Here is a 17,377-nt window from a genome sequence, read left to right on the forward strand (position 1 = left end):
ACTCGATTACTCCCTGGTTCCCGGAATCCTCGCCTCCGCCCTGCGCGGCTGACACTCGGATCGCTCGATCGCACCGACTGCGTCAGTCCTGCCCGTCCGGCTCATCGAGATGCGCCACCAGCGCGGACAGGAACTCCGGACCGCGGTCGCGGTGAACACTGTGCCCGGCATCGATCGTGACCATTCGGCCACGCGGCAACGCATCGGCGAGAGACTGCAGATGCCGGCCCGGCAGGAAGCTGCGGGCGCCTCCGGAGATCACCAATGCCGACGCCGGCACAGTGTTGAGCCGAGCCCACCATTCGGGTTCGGGGACGTCGAACTGCCGCAGCACGGCGTCGGGCAGCGAACGGTCGAAGCGAAGAAACGGGCCCGGACGTGCGAGCAGCGCGCCGACACCGCGGATCCGCTCGCCCAGAGTCGCGGTCGGTGCGATCTGTTCGGCGAGATCCGCCTCATCGCGAGGCATCGGCGGTATCTCCTCCAGTACGAGGCGACGGACGCGGTCGGGCCGGTCCATCGCATAGCGCAGTGCGGTGTGCGCGCCCAGGGAATGCCCGACGAGGTCGAACCGGACCAGGCGCAGTTCGTCGACCACGCGTCCGAGATCGGCCGCGAAGTCGTCGAGGCGATAGTCCGCGGCGCGTCCGCTGCGCCCATGACCGCGCAGGTCCACGGCCACGGTGGCACGGCAGGTGGCACGTAGCGTGCGAACCGTTGAATGCCACGTGGTGTGGTCGCCACCCATTCCGTGTACCAGGACCACCGGCGGCCCACCGGCGGTCGGACACCCCGAGACGTCGACCGCGAGGTCGGGTTCCGCCGGGTCGGCACTGTGAATCACGCGCATCGCACCAGGATAGGCCCCAGACAGAAGCCAGATTCGGGACGCCCGACACGCGAAACGTCGATTCCGTGCCGCCATGTGTCGCCCGATCGCGTGAACATTCCGTGATGCAGTTCACTAATGACTGTGAGAGTACGTAGTGTCACACCCGTCGGCGATTGACGCAATCGTCCTCACCCTCCCAATTCACTTGTCTCGGAAGGACATTCGCATGGAGATCATCAACCTCATCCTCAGTCTGCTCGGCGGCGGCGACAGCGGCAGCAGCGGCGGCTCCAGCGACCTGGGCAGCCTCTCCAGCCTGCTCGGCGGCGGCAGCAGCGACTAGTTCCAGCTGACGACGAGGGGCGCGCGGCATGTCCGCGCGCCCCTCGTCGCATGTTCCCCGGTGCGATCGGCTGCCGTGCGGAGTCGCGAGTCAGAGCGGGAGTCGCGGGGTCACCGATCCGCCGGGCCGGCCAGAGCCGTTCCGTCGAAGCGCTCCAGGGTGACGAAATCGCTCACCGGCCGTCGCCGGAGCCGGGTGAGCTGCTTCACCGGCCGGCCGATCGGTACGGCGGCGGCCACGGCGAAGGTCTCGGGGATGCCAAGCAGTTCGCGCACCGCGGGCTCCTGCGCGCTGACCATCGTCGTGATCGTCCCGCCGTATCCCCGCGACCGGGCGGTGGTGAGGATGTTCCACACGAGCGGATACACCGACGCTCCGGAGACCACGCCCACCCGGTCGAGTTCGGAATCGGTGGCCGCCACCACCGCCAGGTCGACGGCCACCACCAAGACCACCGGCGCAGCCGCGATCGGCGCGACGAACTCGTCGACTCCGGGCGTCTCAGCGAGATCGGTCGCGGTGACGGCACTCGGGTGCACCGGGTTCCACGGGTTCTCTCCCGCGAAGCGCTGAGCCAGGTACCGCCGAGCCGCGGGCTTGCTCAACTCGGCCAACTGAGCTTTCGTACCCGGATCCCGGACCACGATCACGCGCACACCCTGTCGGTTGCCGCCGCTCGGTGCGAACCTCGCAATGTCGAGGATCTCCGACAGCCGCTCGTCCGGAACCGGATCGTCGGTGAAACTGCGCGCTGCGAACGTCGTCTTGACCACGTCGTCGAATTCCATTGCCGTCTCCCGTGAGGATTCGTTCTACTCGCTCTGTCGGCCGGTATCCGACGGGCCGTCGTCGGACGAATCGCCGTTCGCATCGGCCTCGACCGCGGCCACCAGTTCCTCGAGCTGCGTCCCGAATCCGCGGACCAGGTCCCACAGATCCGGTGAGAGATCCGGGCACGACAGCAGCCCGACATTCAGCTCGCCGTCCACCGACATCACCGTGATGTTGAGCCCGAGGCCGTGGAAGATCGGCCCCATCGGGTACACCGCCTTCACTCTCGCGCCGAGCAGGTACATCGGATAGTCCGGCCCTGCGACGTTGGAGATGACCGCGTTGAAGATCGGCGGGTGCAGGCCGGAGAGACGGCGGTCGGAGTAGAGGCGCATCAGAGCGCCGAGGGTGTTGCCCGGCGCGAACTCCGCGTATGCGCGCAGCAGATTCGCATCGATGCCCTGGTGATGCCCCTTCGCCTGCCTGGCGTACTTGCCCGCCAGCCGAATGCGCTCCACCGGATCGGCCACCGACGTCGGGAGACGGGTGAACATACCGGTGACCTTGTTGGTGCCGGTCTCGATGAGATCGTCCTCGGTGACCCCGCGCACCGAGACCGGGACGAGCCCGACCAACGGCTCCTCGGGGAGTTCGCCGCGCGCCTGGAGGTACTCGCGGAGCGCGCCGCCCGCCATCGCCAGCACCACATCGTTCACCTTGACGCCGAAGTGGTCTTTGACACGCTTGACGTCACCGAGCGGCAGCTGCGCGAAGGCCAGGTTCCGGCGCGGAGTCAACGGCCCGTTGAACCGGGTCCGCGGCGCGAGGAAGGGTGCGGGCATGCCGTCGCCGGACCGTACTCGTTTGAACCATTCGAACGGCACCGGGAGCGTCTTCGGGATCAGCTTCATCGCTGCGATCGGACGCTGCACGAAGAAGTTGACCGCGCCGCCGAAAGCCATGCCGGGTCGTGAGGCGCCTCCGGCGCTCTCCTTCACCCGAGCAGCGTCCAGCGCGGGTGGTTCGGGAGTGGACGTCGCGAGTTCGCCGAGGATCTCGGCGACGGTGGCACCGTCCACGCAGGCGTGGTGCATGCGCAGCACCAGCGCGATCGCCCCTTCGGACAATCCCTCCAGAACCCACAGGTCCCACAGCGGCTTCTTCCGATCCATCACCTGGGCAACGAGGTGTCCGCAGAGGGCCGCCATCTCCTCGATGCCTCCGGGTGCGGGCACCGCTACCCGGTGGACGTGCCGCTCGATGTCGAAGTCTTCGTCCTCCACCCACACCGGGTGGTCCACATTGGTCAGCGAGTCGGCGAGCCGGCGGCGCAGCATCGGGAGACCGCGGACCCGGCGCTCCATCTCCAGCCGCAGCGAATTGAACGTGTATCCGCCCGGGATGGTCGAGGGATCCACCTCCACGATGGCGGCGACGTTCATCACCTGAGACGGCGTCTCCAAGTAGAGGAACGACGCGTCCAGACCGCTCAACCTCTGCACGACGGCCCCCAATCCTTGTATGACAGTCCGTGTCTGCCACAGTCCGTGTCTGCCACTGTCCGTGTCTGCCACTGTCCGTGTCTGCCACTGTCCTGTATGCCACTGTCCTGTATTCCACTGTTCCCAAGCGCCTGAAACGGGTTCTCACAGGTGCTTATTCACAGTAGCGCCGTGGACCGACAGTGCGTGCACGAAGGCAGGCGCCGCCCGGGCGGGGACTGCCCGATCACCGACCGCGGCCGGACTGCTACTCGTCGATCGGCAGTCGGTTGGCGACGTCGAGCAGTTCCCTCCTGCCGCCCCGGTCGAGGAGAACGGTGAACACGACGTCGTCGCGGTCGGCCAGACGCAGGTACGCCGCATGCTCGGATTCGACCACGTAGCCGGTACCGTGGCGCCAGACGATCGACTCCGGCGAGGCGTTCTTCGAGATGTCTGTGAACACCTGGTCGGTGGCGTCCTTCGACGTCATCCACGCCGGCTGGATCACCATTTCCGAGTTGAAGCAGTGCATGCGGCTCTTCACCAGCGCTCGCCCCGATCCGGTGTTCGACGGGCCGCGCTCGGCGGGCATCGCCCGGACCATCGAGCGGCAGGTGAGGTCCTGCCATCCCGTCGCCTCGGGTGTCTGCGGAAGCAGCCGGGGGAACTGTGCGGCCAGCGGGCCGAGCTCACCCCAGCCGGACACCACCGTCACCTTGCTCTCGGCACCGTCGGCCGACCACCGGCCCGAATCCGCGGCGCGCAGGCGGTAGCGATGGTCGCCGGTGCCCGCGGTCCGATCGACCGCGGTGGTGTCGGGCCCGGAGTAGACGACCACCCCGTCGTCCCGGATCAGCAGATACTCGTCCGCACCGGAGACGCCGTTCCAGACCGCTTTCACCTCGCCGCCGTCCGCCGACAGACTGAGTCCGCCCGGTGCGTCCGGGGCCGAACCGCCCAGCATCGCCCGCACGGCGAACAACGATGCCAGCAGCACCAGCACGGCGACCGCGGCGATGATCAGCACGGGCCTGGCGGGTGTCCGGGCACGTCCGGGTGCGCTCGGTTCGTTCATCAGAACGGCAGCCTTTCCATGATCGCCCGCGCTTGCTTCGGGTCCTTGGAGTCCGGCACGGCCACCTCGACGTAGGTACGCGCGCGCGGATCGTCCGAACTGGAATAGACGAATACCGCTCTCGCCTCGGAGCTCTGCACGCCCGTCGAGAGCCGCCCCTTGGTGCCCTGGGCGGTCTTGAAGCCGAAGTCGGTCGGAGCCGTGATCGGCAACTGGCCGACGGCGGCCGTCCCCGCATCATCACTGTTCGCGTACGCGGCGATCTGCACCGAGTACTGCCGATCGGCGCCGTCGATCTTGTCGCACACGATCAGCCGGGACGTCTTCTGGTCGTCGTCCACCGGGTACGGCCCCAGTCCGCGGCACCAGAGCGATTCGAAGCCGTTCGAATTCACCGGGGTGGCCGGTACGAGTTCCGGATAGAGCTTCGCCATGTCGAGGAACTCGCCCCACGTCTGGGTGACCGTCAGCTCGGCCCGGTCGGAGAACGCCGAACCGCCCGACGACGTCGAGCGGGCCGCCACCGAGTAGGAGTGCTCGCCGGGGACCGGAGACCGGACCACATAGGAATTGTCGTCGGTGACGTCGATGACGACGTCGTCCTGTTTGATCAGGTACTGCTCGGCCCCGCTCACCGCCGGCCACGACAGGTCGACGCCCTCGGCGGTCATCTTCGCCTCCGGCGACGACGGTGTCGACAGGCCCGACGCACTGTTCCACGCGAACGCTCCACCCACTCCCAGGGCCAGTGCCGCAACGACCGCGACGGTCGCGAGCGCGGGAGTCCGCCGGTACCAGTGATCCCCGTGCGAGCGGTCCGGGTTCCCCGTGGGCACCAGTGCCGGGCCGGACGGGCCACCCGCCCGGTGCGGTCCGGGGACGGGTGCACCGGGAGTGTTCGCGAACATCGGACCGCTGGGCGTCACATTCACCGGTCCTCCGGTGAACGCCGAGTACAATGCGCGGGCGAAAGCCGTCGCCGTCGGTGGCCGGGCGGCGGGATCCTTCGCGAGGCCCGCTCGCAACACGTCATCGACGGCCGGCGGCAGCGAGCGCGTCCGCTCGGACGCCCGCGGCGGTTCGGCGAACAGATGTGCCGTCATCAGTCCCTGCAGACTGGTCGAGTCGTACGGTGCGCTGCCGGTCAGCAGTTCGAACGTGGTGGCCGCGAGCGAGTAGATGTCGCTGCGGGCGTCCACCCGGCGGCCGTCGATCTGTTCCGGCGAGCAGTACCGCATGGTGCCGACCGTGGTTCCGGTGCTGGTGAGTCCCGCTCCCGCTTCGCCGAGCGCCTGAGCGATGCCGAAGTCGGTCACTTTGACCGCCTCCGGGTTCACCGGATCTCCGCCGGGGGTGATCAGGATGTTCGCGGGTTTCACATCACGGTGGAGTACACCGTGACGATGGGCGACGTCGAGGCCGGCGGCCACGCCGTTGACGATGTTGACGACCAGCCGCGGATCCATCCCGGCGGGCGACGCCTTCGATATCTTCGACGCATCGGTGCCCGGCACGAGTTCCATCGCGATCCACAGGACGTCGCCGAATCCGCCCCTGTCGTAGACGCGCACGAGGTTCGGGTGCGTCAACGGCGCCATCAGATCGGCCTCGCGTTCGAACCGCCGGCGCACCACTGGATCGGAGCCGTGTGCCGACCGGAGCACTTTGATCGCATCGCTGCGCGGCAGGCGCGGGTGGGCCGCCTCATAGACCTCGCCCATCCCTCCGGCGCCGAGCACCGCTTGGACGCGGTAGCCCGCGATGTCGTCGCCGATTCCGAACATTCCTCCGCCGTTTCACCAGGTGACTGCCGTTCGCGCCGAATGCTACCTGCGCGGCGTGGAGATCAGATGTGCGCCTATCCCCGCCGAATGACGGCCGTCCGCCGCGGCCCGCCCCTACCATCGGCCGACATGACCGCATCCTTCTCCGCAGACGAGCTCGACACCGCGTTCGCTCAGTTCCAGCAGACCGTCGCCGATGTGGCGATCAGCAAGGACTGGGATCGATGGGCCGATCAGTTCACCGTCGACGCGACGTACATCGAGCACGCCTACGGCCGATTCGACGGCCGCGAGGCGATCCGCACCTGGGTGAACAAGACGATGCACTCGTTCCCCGGAAGCCACATGGCCGAGTACCCGTCGCTCTGGCACGTCACCGATCCGGCGACCGGCCGAGTGATCTGCGAGATCGACAACCCGATGATCGATCCGGGCGACGGTTCGGTGTTCACCGCCACCAACATCACCATCCTCACCTACGCGGGCGACGGGCTGTGGAGCTGCGAGGAGGACGTCTACAACCCGATGGAGTTCGCTCAGATGGCTCTGGCGTGGTGTGACCGCGCCGCCGAACTGGGCACGCTCGACGACGCCGGACGCCGGTGGCTGGAGAAGACCGGCCCGATGTTCGGTCGGCGGTGACCGGCGTTTCGACCGCTCCTCACTACCGACCTCGCGGTAACCTACGGTGACGTAACCCACCGGGCCGCACGTTAACGGATCTGCCCCGGGCAGACGATCTACGCACCGAGGGCTGCGGTTTCTCAGCGCTCCCACAGGGCGCGCGGAGACTTGGGGCATGCGTCCATGTGACGTAGCCTGGAGTCCGAATATGCATGTCGGGCACGTCGCGGCGGTGCTCGGCCGCGACCCGACACGACCTGAACCCGACCAGAGGAACACCGATGGCACGTCAACTCACACAACTCGAACTCCTCAAGGAGTTGGAGCCGACGGCAGAGGCCAACGTCAATCGCCACCTCAAGACGGCACGCGACTGGAACCCGCACGACTACGTGCCGTGGGACGAGGGCAAGAACTACGCGGCTCTGGGCGGCAGGGACTACGAGCCCGAGGACTCGCAGCTCGACGAGGTCGCCAAGGCCGCGATGATCACCAACCTGCTGACCGAGGACAACCTGCCCTCGTACCACCGCGTGATCGCCGAGAACTTCTCGATGGACTCCGCCTGGGGCCATTGGGTCGGTCGCTGGACCGCCGAGGAGGACCGTCACGGCATCGTGATGCGCGACTACCTGGTCGTGACCCGCGGCGTCGACCCGGTGGCCCTCGAAGAGGCGCGCATGATCCACATGACCAACGGCTACGATCCGATGCTCGCGGCTGCGGACCGCGCCGACGAGATGAAGGCGAACGGCGAGGAGATCGGGCTGCTGCACTCGGTCGCGTACGTCACCTTCCAGGAACTCGCGACCCGCGTGAGCCACCGCAACACCGGTAAGGCGTGCAACGATCCGATCGCCGACCGGATGCTGCAGCGCATCGCCGCCGACGAGAATCTGCACATGATCTTCTACCGCAACATCTGCGGGGCCGGCATGGATCTGGCGCCCGACCAGACATTGCGCGCGGTCACCGACATCGTCACCAACTTCCAGATGCCCGGAGCGGGTATGCCGAACTTCCGGCGCCACGGCGTGCTGATGGCCAAGCACGGCATCTACGATCTGCGCCAGCACCTCGAAGAGGTCGTCCAGCCGGTTCTCCGGAAATGGAACGTCTTCGAGCGAAACGACTTCAGCCCCGCCGGCGAGAAGACCCGCGACGAGCTCGCGGCCTTCCTCGACCAGCTCGACAAGGACGCGACCCGCTTCGAGGAGATGCGCGACCGCGCGCTCGCTCGCGAGGCGGCCAAGCGGGAGAAGCAAGCATCCTGAGTACCACCGCACTGACTGCACCGGCGCCTTCGGAGACCTCCGAGGGCGCCGGTGCGCCGTCGTCTCTCCAGCGTCCGTCCACTGATCGCACCCCGCTGCGGATCGGGTCGATCGAGTTGAACAGCCCGGTGGTGCTGGCACCGATGGCCGGCGTCACCAACGTGGCCTTCCGCGTGCTCTGCCGTGAGCTCGAACTCGCACGGACCGGAACCGTCTCCGGCCTCTACGTCTGCGAGATGGTCACGGCGCGGGCGCTCGTGGAGCGGCATCCGGTCACGATGCACATGACGACCTTCGATCCGAGCGAGTCACCGCGATCGATGCAGCTCTACACGGTCGATCCGGAATACACCTACCGCGCGGCCAAGATGATCGTCGACGAGGATCTCGCCGACCACATCGACATGAACTTCGGCTGCCCGGTCCCGAAGGTCACCCGCAAGGGCGGCGGGTCGGCGATCCCCTACAAGCGACGCTTGTTCCGCAACATCGTCGCCGCCGCCGTGCGCGCCACCGAGGGCACCGACATCCCGGTCACCGTCAAGTTCCGCATCGGCATCGACGATGAGCACCACACGCATCTCGACGCCGGACGGATCGCCGCCGAGGAAGGCGCCCAAGCCGTGGCGCTGCATGCCCGAACCGCATCGCAGCGCTACTCGGGCACGGCGGCGTGGGACGAGATCGCGCGCCTGAAGGAGCATGTCACCACCGTGCCCGTGCTCGGCAACGGCGACATCTTCGAGGCCGAGGACGCCGTCCGCATGATGGAGCAGACAGGCTGCGACGGCGTGGTCATCGGCCGCGGCTGTCTCGGCCGCCCGTGGCTGTTCGCCGAGCTGTCAGCACGGTTGGCCGGTGTGAATGCGCCCACTCCGCCCGACCTCGGCGAAGTGGGCGAAATCATGATCCGGCACGGCGAACTGCTCGCCTCGCACCACGGCGAGGACAAGGGCATGCGGGAGATTCGCAAGCACGTCGCCTGGTATCTGCGCGGCTTCCCAGCCGGCTCCGACCTGCGCTCCTCGCTCTCTCTGGTGAAAACCCTCGACGACCTGCGCGAACTCGTCGCCGAGCTGCCCTCCGACGTCCCCTTTCCCGCTGACGGTCATGGCCCGCGGGGCCGCCAGGGTTCGCCCGCGTCGGTGGCGCTGCCCGAAGGATGGCTCGACGACCCCGAAGAGGACGTCGTCCCCGAGGGTGCCGAGATCATGCACTCGGGCGGCTGAGCCCTCGCCGACGGGGCGCACCGCAGAGAGTTCTCAGGTCTCGGCATTAAGATGTGCCGAGCACGCGTGGCGTGTGCACTCCGGGCCTGCCCGGCGACCACTGCGAGACCACTGCCGCATACGAAAGAAGCACTGTGAGTTCTGACCGCCCAGGCTCTCCCGAGCCCGATGACGACGAGTCGGCACAGCCCCGGCGACCCCGTCGGGCGGGCCGGACATCCGGTGCCTACGACTTCCGCGAACGGTTCGGCGACGCCGCTCCGTCACAGCCCGGTGCGGCCGGTCAGCGCGCCGAGGGTCTGCGGGAGCCGTCGTCCCGCGAGGGATACGTCCGTCCGCGGGGCCGGCTGACCGTCCGCCAGTTGATGGAGCAGATGGGGGTGGACGAGACCGCCTCCGGGCCGGCACGGGCCGCACAGCCGCAGCCCCCGCGCCGCGCGCAGCCGAGCCCTCGCCCGGCGCCGCAACAACGTCCGCAGCCGCCGGCCCCGCCCGCACAGCCGTCCCGGACGAGCACTGACGACCCGACGGCCTCCGAGGTCACGGCGATGATCCCGCCGGTCGCCGATTCGTCGGCGGTCGACCTCTCAGACACCACTACGGCCGCGCGCTTGTCTCAGGAGTCCCGAGCGCAACGCCCGTCCGTCCCCCCGCCTCCGGCTGCCACTCCGGCGCCAGCGCCTCCTCGCAGCCCGGCGGCCGCCGCGGGTGCCGCCGCGAGCGGCGCGTCGACCGATCCCGGCAACGGCGAACCGACTCGCAAGCGCCCGCTGGAGCCGACTCCCGATCTGACCGCGGCGCTGTCCCGCGTGCGCGGCGGTCGCCGGACGAAGCCCACCGGCAAGGAACGCACGACGCGAATCGCCACCAACACCGGGCGCATCCTGCTCGGCCTCGCCTGCGTGCTGTCGCTGGTCGGCACCGGCTACGCATGGAACATGATGCGCAGCATCAACGGCGGCTGGAACATCGTCAACGCCCTGGACCCGGAGAACTCCAACGTCCGCAAACCGGGCGATCAGACCGGCGACGAGACATACCTGATCGTCGGCACCGACACCCGCGCGGGAAAGAACTCCAAGCTCGGCGCGGGCGACGCCGACGTCGTCGAGGGCGCCCGCTCCGATACCGTCCTGCTGGTCAACATCCCCGCCGACCGCAGCCGGGTGGTCGCGGTGTCGTGGCCTCGCGACCTCGCCGTCGACCGTCCCGAATGCCAGAACTGGGACAACTCGACGCAGAAGTACTCCGGGACGCTCGAGGCCGCGAGTTCGGTGAAGCTGAACGGCGTCTACGCCGACGGCGGCCCCAACTGCCTGGTGAAGACGCTCACGCAGATCAGCGGGCTGAACATCAATCACTTCATCGCGATGGACTTCTCCGGGTTCGAGGACGTGGTCCGCACGGTCGGCGGAGTCCAGGTGTGCTCGACCGTCCCGCTCTACGACTACGAGCTGGGGACCATCCTCAAGAAGGCCGGCACCAAGAAGCTCACCGGCCGCCAGGCCCTCAACTACGTCCGCGCTCGGCACATCTCCGCGGAGGGCAACGGCGATTACGGTCGCATCAAGCGGCAGCAGCTGTTCATGTCGTCGCTGCTGCGGTCGTCGCTGTCGGGCGACGTCTTGTCGAACCCGTCGAAGCTCAACAAGGTGGCGCGCTCGTTCATCGCCAACAGCTACGTCGACAACGTCGACACCGACTCGCTGATCCAGCTCGCCGAGTCGATGCAGGGCATGGAAGCCGGGCGTGTCACGTTCCTGACCATTCCGACCTCGGGCACGTCCACCGACGGACAGAACAACGAGATCCCGCGGATGGACGACATCGACGCGATCTTCAACGCGATCATCGACGACAAGCCGCTGCCCGGCGAGAAGAAGGCCAAGCCGTCGAGCACCAAGAAGCCCTCCGCTTCCCCGAAGCCCCCGGCGCCGAGGACCGAACTCACCGCTCAGCACGCGTCCAACATGAGCGTGCGCGTGCTCAACGGCACCGACGAGTCGGGCGTCGCGGGGTCCGTGATGGAGGAACTGGTCCGTCAGGGCATCGACGTGTCCGGCATCGCCGACTCCTCGGAGAAGCGGACCGACACGGTCGTCCGCTACGGTCCGGGCGAGAAGGACTCCGCGGCGACGATCGCGAAGATGTTCCCCGGAGCGCAGATCCAGGAGGACAGCACGGTGAAGGCCGGCGTCGAGGTGATCGTCGGGTCCGACTTCGGCGGCACGCAGACCATCGGTTCGGTCCCGACCGCCGGTTCGGTGCTCTCCGTCGGCGAACTGCCGGCCAACACCGATAACAGCGACCTGCCCAACGACCTCTCGGTCACCAACGCAGGCGACACGACCTGCGCGTAGCCCGTCGGCCACCGCTGCGACAACCTGCGCGCCGAGTGTTCACGCCGACTTCACCGTCGGTGAAGGGCGAGGCCGGCCGGTTTACGTAAGCTGGGTTGCATGCGTGACGCTTATCAGGAGCAGATGGCTGCACTGAACAAGGCTCTCGGCGACATGGTCGACGAGGTGGGTGCGGCGATGGCTCAGGCCACCCAGGCACTGCTCGAGGGCGATCTCGAACTGGCCGAAGAAGTGATCTCCAACCACGACTCGGTCGCCGAGAAGTCGGCCGAGGCAGAGGATCAGGCTTTTCAGCTGCTGGCGCTCCAGGCGCCGGTCGCGGGTGATCTGCGCTCGGTGGTGAGCGGCTTCCAGCTGGTGTCCGAGATCGACCGGATGGGGGCGCTGGCGTTGCACGTGGCGAAGGTCGCGCGCCGCCGCCACCCCGCCAAGGTCCTGCCGGACGAGGTCGCGGGGTACTTCGAGGAGATGGGCCGGCTCGCCGTCGAGCTCGCGCAGAACGCACGCCGCGTGCTCGAGAACCAGGACTACCACGACGCGCTGACCCTGATGGACGACGACGACGCGATGGACGATCTGCACCGCCATCTGTTCACCGTCATGATGGACCGCGAGTGGTCGCATGGTGTCGCCGCAGCGGTCGACGTCACTCTCCTGGGCCGCTATTACGAGCGGTTCGCCGACCACGCGGTCCTCATCGCCCGCCGCGTCGTCTTCCAAGCCACCGGGAAGACTCCCGAACAACTGCTCGAGGCGAGCTGACCCGACGAAAGCGCCCTCCGGCGATCCGCATCAGCGGAGCCGGAGGGCGCCTTCGCGCACGAATGCACTCCGCGCGATCAGCCGCCGTTGAAGGCCGGCTTGTAGGCGCGGCAGGCCGAACCGCGCAGGAAGCCGCAATCCGGTCCGGCGCCGGGCACCTCGCCCGCGATCACCGGGATCGTGACGTACGACTTGCTCAGGTCGACGGTGTCGATCACCTTGCCGCCGGTGGCAGGCGTGCTGAACTGCCATGAGGGAAGGTCGCCGCCGGGTGCGGAGACCGTGACCCGGATCCGTGAGCCCTTTCGGAACCCGTGCATCAACGGGTTGATCGGGATCGTGATCTGGTTGAATCCGTCGGCCAGCGGCGTCTGAGTGGTGAAATCGGGGGCGGTGCCGTCGCCGCGGAAGCTCGAGCGCAGCACACCGGTCCCGACCGATGTCTCCTGTCCCCTGCCGTTCACCTCAGAGACCGTGACCTGCAGATCGGTGACCTTCGCCGTGCTCTTCAGCCGGAGGGTCACCGAACCGTTCCCGAGAACCACCTTGTCACGGGAAAGCGGAGCGCTGATGAAGCCCAGCCCGCTGCGGCCCGGTGCGGGCCGCCAGTCGTAGTCCGGGTGGATGCCCCAGGCCGCCGCCGTGTCGGTGGAGGCGTTCTTGAGCGTGTTCAGCGGCCGGTTGAGCGGATTCGGTGCGAACGACACGGTTCCGCCGGCGGGCCGGGAACCGAGCCGGCCCTTGTCGTTCAGGAACATCCGCTCGGTGCTCGTGGGCCACGCGGACAGCGATCGCTGCCACGCCGACGAGAGCCCGCCGGGACCGGCTGCGCCACCGCCGTTGTCGAAGAGCGCCCACAGTCGCGGCGTCTGCGCCTTGAAACGAGCTTTCGCAGCGGCGACGGTGCGCGAATCGCTGAAGCGCACCGGCGGGATCTGCTGGCCGGGTGCATTGGTGGCCGCCGGGAACACGACGGTGCCCAGCGGTTGCATGTTCGGCGGCGTGTGCGGCACCTGGTTCGCGACGAACAGTTGCAGGAACTCCGCCCAGCGCGAGAGGATCTGCGGTCCGAGCGAATCGAAGTGATGCCCGTTGATGATGTTGACCCAGACGTTCGGGTTGTGATCGAGATGCTTGATCAGATTGACCCAGTTGGGTCCGGTCTGCTCGTCCTGTGCGGCACCGACCAGGAACACCGGGACGTCGATGCGGTCGGCCCAGTCCGGGATCGAGCGTTCCTGGTACACCTTCGCCGCACGCGTCGGGTTGTCGCGGATCAGCTTGAACACGTTCTGCGTCTGACGGCGGAGCTTCTGATTGTTCGCACAGGTCTTGTCGCCGCCCTCGATGCGCGCCCGCACCCACGGTTGTCCGCCTGCCGGCCCGGGTTGCGCCTGCTGCACCCGTTCGCGGAGCCAGGAGTTCGCGAAACCCTTGTTGTAGATGCCGCCCGGCAGACCGGTGGAGTACAGGTCATCGGTGGTGCTCATCGGCGCGATCGCGGCCAGATGGGGTGGTCGCGTACCCGCGGCGAACATCTGCGAGATGCCGGAGAACGAGATGCCGACCATGCCGACGCGATGCCCCGACACCCATCGCTGGCGTCCCACGGTCTCGATCGCGTCGTACGCGTCGAACGCCGCGACATCGTCGAAGAGGCCGAAGTCTCCTCCACTGCAACCGCTTCCCCGCATCTGAAGGCTCACCGAGGCGAAGCCGAGCATCTGCGTCGCCAGCGTCGAGCCGACGATCACGGAGGTGTCGGGGGCCTGCGGGTCCTTCAGGCCGACCTTCTCCCCGACCGCGCCGACCACCAGGTCGTCCGGTGCGGCGTTCTGGTAGCCGGAGTACTCGATCACGGTCGGAAAGGGCCCGTCCGAGAGCTTCTTGCCGTACGGCAGCCGAACCGTGGCGGCGAGCGAGACCCCGTCGCGCATCGTGATGTAGTTGAGCCCTTCGTGAAGGGTCTGCCCGTACAGCGACGGCGCGGGCGGCGGAGAGTCCTTGCCGGTCACCTCGACCGGCGCGCTCTTGATCCCGGCCCCGACGAAGCGGTAGCGCCCCGGCTGCAGGTCGCGCACGATCAACGATCCGAGCGAATCGGCGACGCCCGAGCCCGCACGATTGCCCGCGTCGTCGACGAGTGTCAGCGCGGTACCCGGCCGCGCGTCGGTCAGATACGCCTGCGACACCCCGCCGCCGACGTGGACTGGCTGTGCCGCGGCGGATTCGCCCACCGTCCCGACCGCGGCGAGTAGCACGGTCGCCGCGGCGACCGCGGCCGCGGTCCGGCGCAACGCGCGTCTTCCTGAGAACATCTGATCCCCGATTCTGTTCTTCTCCCGGCGCTCCCGCAGCGCACGGGTCACTGCGCGACGTAACCCAGCAGCAGCTGCACACCGCCGTCCGCGATCCGTCGGACCGCTTCACGGTCGCCGGTGGACAGATAGCTGAGAGTCATGCCGTCGGTCATGGCCACGACGATCGTGGCCAATTCCTCGGCCGGGAGCGTCCACGTGACACCGGTGGTCTCGGCCGCGACCACGAGCAGTCCGGAGACGAGCTCGTTGTAGCCGCGGTAAAGACTCTCGGCGAGGTGCTCCAGACCTTCGGTTCGTCGGGCGTAGAGCGCCAGCTCCACCAACGCGTATTCGCGGTCCCGATTCTCGATGAGGTCGTGCATGAAGGAGTCGAATGCGGCCCGCGCGACATCCGCGATGTTCATCTGGGAGGTGGTGAACATCGCCGACGCCTCGCGGAGCCATTCGCCCATGCCGGCCAGCTCTTGCGCGATCCCGGTCTCGACGACCGCGGCGAGCAGATCGTCGCGGGATGCGAAGGCGTAGAACAGGCTCGACTGTCCGACCTGGGCCTCCAGAGCGATCCGACGCGTAGTGGCGGCTTCGACGCCGTCGCGGGCGATCACCCGCATCGCGGCGTCGATCGCTGCTTCGCGCCGCTGTTCCACCGTCAGTCGCGCCATCTGCCCTCGAAGTTGATCAATTGATCGAAACTGTTCTGTGGTGACCGTAGTCACCGGCTAGGCAAAAGGCAACCCCGGCCACTATCTGCGGAGAGTGGCCGGGGTCGCCGTCGTATCCGTCGGTGTGAGATCCGACCGGTCGATGTCAGATCCGGGGGACGCTGCCTCGAGAGCCGTACCGGGCGCGCACGCGCACCGTCATCCGAACCGTCCCGAGATGTAGTCCTCGGTCTCCTTCCGAACCGGATTCGAGAACATGTCGGCGGTGGCGCCGGCCTCCACCAGTTCCCCGGGCCGTCCCGCACCGGCGAGATTGAAGAACGCGGTCTGATCGCTCACCCGCGCCGCCTGCTGCATGTTGTGCGTGACGATCACGATCGTGTAATTGTTCTTCAGCTCGGCCACCAGATCTTCGATCGCGAGGGTCGAGATCGGGTCGAGCGCCGAACACGGCTCGTCCATCAGAAGCACCTGCGGTGACACCGCGATGGCCCGCGCGATGCACAGCCGCTGCTGCTGGCCGCCGGACAGTCCGCCGCCCGGCTTGTCGAGCCGATCCTTGACCTCGTTCCACAGGTTGGCCCCGCGCAGGCTGGCCTCGGCCACGTCGTCGAGTCTGGCCTTGTCACGCACGCCCGCCAGTTTGAGCCCCGCCACCACGTTGTCGCGAATGGACATGGTCGGGAACGGATTCGCCCGCTGGAACACCATGCCCACGGTGGTTCGCACCCCCACCGGGTCCACACCCCTGCCGTACAGGTCGAGTTCGTCGAGCTTCACCGACCCGGTGGTGTACGCCCCTGGCGTCACCTCGTGCATCCGGTTGAGTGTGCGCAGGACGGTGGACTTACCGCACCCCGACGGACCGATGAAGGCGGTCACCGACTTCGGCGCGATCGTCAGGGAGACATCCTTCACGGCGTGGAAGTCGCCGTAGTAGACGTTCAGATCCTCGATGGTCAGACTCTTGGCCATGTCTAGCTTCTCTCCATTCGGGGCCCGGTGAACCGTGACAGCACTCGTGCGAGCACGTAGACGATCGCGACGGCGATCACCAGCGTCAGCGCGGCGCCCCAGACGGTCTCGTAGCCGCTGGGCCCCTTGTTGTATTCCTGCAGCATCATGAGCGGCAACGACTGCTGGTTGCCGGAGAACGGATTCGGGTTCATCGCCCGGGTGGCGCCGACCAGGATCAGCACCGGAGCCGACTCGCCCATGACGCGGGCCACCGCCAGCATGATCCCGGTGATGATCCCCGACATCGCCGTGGGCAGCACCACCCGAAGGATCGTCTTCCACTTCGGGATGCCGAGCGCGTATGCGGCCTCGCGAAGGTCCTGCGGGACGATCTTGAGCATCTCCTCGGTGGACCGGACCACCAGCGGCACCATCAGCAGCACCAGCGCCAGCGCCACCGCGAAGCCGGAACGAGGAAGATCGAGGGTGGTCCGCCAGACCGCGTAGATGAACAACGCGGCGACGATCGACGGCACACCCGAGAGCACGTCGACCATGAAGGTGGTGACGCGCACGAGCGAGAACCGTCCGCGCCTCTTCCCGGTGTCCGCGTACTCCACGAGATAGACGGCGACGAGCACGCCCAAGGGGATCGCGACGGCCGCCGCTATCGCCGTCTGTACGAGCGTCCCCACGATCGCGTTGGCCGCGCCGCCGTAGCGTTCCGATCGCGTCCACCAGTCGATGTCGAGCACCGGTCCGATGCCGCGGGCGATCAGCGTGTACACCAGCCAGCCGAGCGGAAGCACCGCCACGGCCACCGCGGCGATCACCGCGCCGCGCACGGTCGTGTCGGCGACCTTCCGGCGCGGCGAGAGTTGTGTCAGTTCCATATCGTG

Annotated in this window: 14 protein-coding genes; 5 read left to right on the top strand and 9 right to left on the bottom strand. The window is 67.8% G+C overall.

Annotated elements, in window-relative coordinates; translation table 11 throughout:
• Positions 1–82: 82 nt before the first annotated feature.
• The 5 genes from GSI01S_RS06545 to GSI01S_RS06565 all read right to left on the bottom strand — a co-directional run bounded on the left by GSI01S_RS06545 (position 83) and on the right by GSI01S_RS06565 (position 6,289).
• Entirely contained in the window at positions 83–850 is a 768-nt protein-coding gene (locus GSI01S_RS06545) for an alpha/beta fold hydrolase (RefSeq protein WP_006895689.1), read from the bottom strand.
• Between the two features lie 435 nt (positions 851–1,285).
• Complete coding sequence (locus GSI01S_RS06550; RefSeq protein ID WP_006895691.1) at positions 1,286–1,963, bottom strand: nitroreductase family protein; 678 nt, start codon at positions 1,961–1,963, stop codon at positions 1,286–1,288.
• Positions 1,964–1,987: 24 nt separating this feature from the next.
• On the bottom strand, positions 1,988–3,448 hold the full coding sequence (locus GSI01S_RS06555) for a WS/DGAT/MGAT family O-acyltransferase (protein ID WP_006895692.1): 1,461 nt from the start codon (positions 3,446–3,448) through the stop codon (positions 1,988–1,990).
• A 247-nt stretch (positions 3,449–3,695) separates the two neighbouring features.
• Positions 3,696–4,505 carry a hypothetical protein gene (locus tag GSI01S_RS06560; RefSeq protein ID WP_006895693.1) on the bottom strand — a complete coding sequence of 270 codons (810 nt, stop codon included), beginning with the start codon at positions 4,503–4,505 and terminating at the stop codon, positions 3,696–3,698.
• Positions 4,505–6,289 (bottom strand): serine/threonine-protein kinase, encoded by a 1,785-nt coding sequence (locus tag GSI01S_RS06565; protein WP_006895694.1) that lies wholly within the window; start codon positions 6,287–6,289, stop codon positions 4,505–4,507. Before GSI01S_RS06565 ends, GSI01S_RS06560 begins: the two co-directional genes overlap by 1 nt.
• 129 nt (positions 6,290–6,418) lie before the next feature.
• Between GSI01S_RS06565 and GSI01S_RS06570 the strand changes: the two genes are divergently transcribed.
• The 5 genes from GSI01S_RS06570 to phoU all read left to right on the top strand — a co-directional run bounded on the left by GSI01S_RS06570 (position 6,419) and on the right by phoU (position 12,538).
• Positions 6,419–6,931, top strand: coding sequence for a nuclear transport factor 2 family protein (locus GSI01S_RS06570; protein WP_039867106.1), 513 nt, complete (start codon positions 6,419–6,421; stop codon positions 6,929–6,931).
• A 263-nt stretch (positions 6,932–7,194) separates the two neighbouring features.
• On the top strand, positions 7,195–8,187 hold the full coding sequence (locus GSI01S_RS06575; RefSeq protein WP_006895696.1) for an acyl-ACP desaturase: 993 nt from the start codon (positions 7,195–7,197) through the stop codon (positions 8,185–8,187).
• Between the two features lie 95 nt (positions 8,188–8,282).
• Positions 8,283–9,416, top strand: a complete 1,134-nt coding sequence (dusB, locus tag GSI01S_RS06580; protein ID WP_197462897.1) for a tRNA dihydrouridine synthase DusB — start codon at positions 8,283–8,285, stop codon at positions 9,414–9,416.
• 134 nt (positions 9,417–9,550) lie between these two features.
• Entirely contained in the window at positions 9,551–11,776 is a 2,226-nt protein-coding gene (locus GSI01S_RS06585; RefSeq protein ID WP_006895698.1) for an LCP family glycopolymer transferase, read from the top strand.
• A gap of 99 nt (positions 11,777–11,875) precedes the next feature.
• Positions 11,876–12,538 carry a phosphate signaling complex protein PhoU gene (phoU, locus tag GSI01S_RS06590; RefSeq protein ID WP_006895699.1) on the top strand — a complete coding sequence of 221 codons (663 nt, stop codon included), beginning with the start codon at positions 11,876–11,878 and terminating at the stop codon, positions 12,536–12,538.
• 77 nt (positions 12,539–12,615) lie between these two features.
• Here the strand turns inward: phoU and GSI01S_RS06595 are convergent, their stop codons facing one another.
• The 4 genes from GSI01S_RS06595 to pstA all read right to left on the bottom strand — a co-directional run bounded on the left by GSI01S_RS06595 (position 12,616) and on the right by pstA (position 17,371).
• Complete coding sequence (locus tag GSI01S_RS06595) at positions 12,616–14,856, bottom strand: CocE/NonD family hydrolase (RefSeq protein WP_039867126.1); 2,241 nt, start codon at positions 14,854–14,856, stop codon at positions 12,616–12,618.
• 47 nt (positions 14,857–14,903) lie between these two features.
• Positions 14,904–15,521, bottom strand: coding sequence for a TetR/AcrR family transcriptional regulator (locus GSI01S_RS06600; protein WP_006895701.1), 618 nt, complete (start codon positions 15,519–15,521; stop codon positions 14,904–14,906).
• A 198-nt stretch (positions 15,522–15,719) separates the two neighbouring features.
• Positions 15,720–16,496: a phosphate ABC transporter ATP-binding protein PstB gene (gene pstB, locus GSI01S_RS06605; protein WP_006895702.1), complete on the bottom strand. Its 777-nt coding sequence runs from the start codon at positions 16,494–16,496 to the stop codon at positions 15,720–15,722.
• Positions 16,497–16,498: 2 nt separating this feature from the next.
• Positions 16,499–17,371, bottom strand: a complete 873-nt coding sequence (pstA, locus tag GSI01S_RS06610) for a phosphate ABC transporter permease PstA (protein WP_006895703.1) — start codon at positions 17,369–17,371, stop codon at positions 16,499–16,501.
• Positions 17,372–17,377: the final 6 nt, after the last annotated feature.

It is taken from the genome of Gordonia sihwensis NBRC 108236, assembly GCF_000333035.1.
GTDB classification, from domain to species: domain Bacteria; phylum Actinomycetota; class Actinomycetes; order Mycobacteriales; family Mycobacteriaceae; genus Gordonia; species Gordonia sihwensis.

Excerpts from the sequence above, each read along its gene's own strand:
- GSI01S_RS06575 (WP_006895696.1), top strand. The coding sequence starts at position 7,195 with ATGGCACGTCAACTCACACAACTCGAACTCCTCAAGGAGTTGGAGCCG.
- GSI01S_RS06595 (WP_039867126.1), bottom strand. The coding sequence starts at position 14,856 with ATGTTCTCAGGAAGACGCGCGTTGCGCCGGACCGCGGCCGCGGTCGCC.
- GSI01S_RS06565 (WP_006895694.1), bottom strand. The coding sequence starts at position 6,289 with ATGTTCGGAATCGGCGACGACATCGCGGGCTACCGCGTCCAAGCGGTG.
- GSI01S_RS06550 (WP_006895691.1), bottom strand. The coding sequence starts at position 1,963 with ATGGAATTCGACGACGTGGTCAAGACGACGTTCGCAGCGCGCAGTTTC.
- pstA (WP_006895703.1), bottom strand. The coding sequence starts at position 17,371 with ATGGAACTGACACAACTCTCGCCGCGCCGGAAGGTCGCCGACACGACC.
- GSI01S_RS06560 (WP_006895693.1), bottom strand. The coding sequence starts at position 4,505 with ATGAACGAACCGAGCGCACCCGGACGTGCCCGGACACCCGCCAGGCCC.
- GSI01S_RS06570 (WP_039867106.1), top strand. The coding sequence starts at position 6,419 with ATGACCGCATCCTTCTCCGCAGACGAGCTCGACACCGCGTTCGCTCAG.
- GSI01S_RS06600 (WP_006895701.1), bottom strand. The coding sequence starts at position 15,521 with ATGGCGCGACTGACGGTGGAACAGCGGCGCGAAGCAGCGATCGACGCC.
- pstB (WP_006895702.1), bottom strand. The coding sequence starts at position 16,496 with ATGGCCAAGAGTCTGACCATCGAGGATCTGAACGTCTACTACGGCGAC.
- GSI01S_RS06545 (WP_006895689.1), bottom strand. The coding sequence starts at position 850 with ATGCGCGTGATTCACAGTGCCGACCCGGCGGAACCCGACCTCGCGGTC.
- phoU (WP_006895699.1), top strand. The coding sequence starts at position 11,876 with ATGCGTGACGCTTATCAGGAGCAGATGGCTGCACTGAACAAGGCTCTC.